The sequence below is a fragment of the Kitasatospora sp. NPDC057512 genome (assembly GCF_042802135.1).
GTDB lineage: Bacteria > Actinomycetota > Actinomycetes > Streptomycetales > Streptomycetaceae > Kitasatospora.
In genome coordinates, this window is record NZ_JBHVET010001240.1 from 1 (window position 1) to 1301 (window position 1301).

Sequence of the window (1301 nt, forward strand, 5' to 3'; positions counted from 1 at the left end):
GCCCCGGGGCCGTTCGGCGCCCCGGGGGCCCCGGCCGTCCCCTACGGCGCGGACGGCGCAGGGACGGGCGTCGGGACGGGTTCCGGGGCGGGTGCCCCAGGGGACGGCGGTGCCGAGGCGCCCGCCAACGGAGGCCTGGCCGTCGGCGCCGAGATCCCCGGACTGCCCGGCGCCGTGGTCGTGCCCCGGCCCGTACTGCCGCGCATGTACGACCTGTCGGGCAGCCCCACGGTGGGCCGGCACCTCCCGGCACCACCGCCCGACGACGGCTCGGACGGTGCGCCGCAGGCCCGGGCGGCCGTGCCGCAACGGGTCCGCGACACCGGCTCGGCCGAACAGCTCCGTCCGGCCGACGCGCTCGGCCCGGCCGCACCCGTGTACGGGGAGCAGCGCCCCGCGCCGACCGCCCCGCAGCGGGCCGCAGCGGGCTCCCCCAGCGTCCAGGACGCCGAGGAGCGGCCGTGACGCCGCTGTGACCTGCGCCGCGACCGCCCGGCGCTGGACGTGGTCAAGGTGCTGCCGGACGATCCGGCCCGGGCGGACCGCTTCCGTGGACGGCCCGCCTCGGCCTCAGCCGTCGGTGCGCGTGTCAGGCGTGCGAGTGTCAGGCGTTGGCGTGGACCGGGTGGAGTTCGGCGAGCGACTCGACCAGCGGGGCCAGCTCGGGGACCTCGGTGGCCTCGGCCAGCGTCGCCTCCAGGGCGGCGTCGTGCACCGGGCGGGCCGCCGTCAGCAGGTCGCGACCCTCGGGCGTCAGCTCGGTGTAGATACCGCGCCGGTCGTCCGCACAGAGGAACCGGCCGAGCAGGCCCCGCTCCTCCAGACGGCTCACCAGCCGGGTGGTCGCGCTGCTGCTCAGCGCCGCCGCACGGGCCAGCTGCTGCATCCGCATGTGCCAGCCGTCCTGGCGGGAGAGCGCCTCCAGCACCGTGTACTCGACCACCGAGAGCTTGAACTCGGCCTGGAGCGCCTTCTCCAGCGCGGTGTCGATCATGCCGTGCAGCGCGGCGAGCGTCCGCCAGCCGCGGGCCCGGATCTCGGCCGCATCGTCGCGGATCCCCATGACGCCTACCCTTCCGTCGCGCTGCTCGTGCCGTGTGCCGGACGCGGCCCCGCGTGAGGCTCTCGTCCGGGGTCTCGTACGAGGTTTCGTCCCGTGTCTTCCTCCGACAAGTATGCCATTTGGCGCGGAATATCGGACTGTGCAAATAGTTCGGCTTATACCCCCGCCGGTTCCTCGCCGAGGCTCTCCGCTCCGGGCCGTCAGCCGCCGCGACGGTGGGGCGGAAGCCCGCCTGCGG

At 75.9% G+C, this 1301-nt stretch carries 1 protein-coding gene and 1 pseudogene; one reads left to right on the top strand and one right to left on the bottom strand.

What is annotated here, in order from left to right; genetic code table 11:
* Positions 1-465, top strand: a pseudogene (locus ACFU6K_RS39190) (hypothetical protein); the annotation flags it as partial.
* 139 nt (positions 466-604) lie between these two features.
* On the opposite strand, the gene ACFU6K_RS39195 reads toward ACFU6K_RS39190, so the two are convergent.
* Positions 605-1063 carry a MarR family winged helix-turn-helix transcriptional regulator gene (locus tag ACFU6K_RS39195; RefSeq protein WP_380671482.1) on the bottom strand — a complete coding sequence of 153 codons (459 nt, stop codon included), beginning with the start codon at positions 1061-1063 and terminating at the stop codon, positions 605-607.
* Between the last annotated feature and the right edge of the window lie 238 nt (positions 1064-1301).

Excerpts from the sequence above, each read along its gene's own strand:
- ACFU6K_RS39195 (WP_380671482.1), bottom strand. The coding sequence starts at position 1,063 with ATGGGGATCCGCGACGATGCGGCCGAGATCCGGGCCCGCGGCTGGCGG.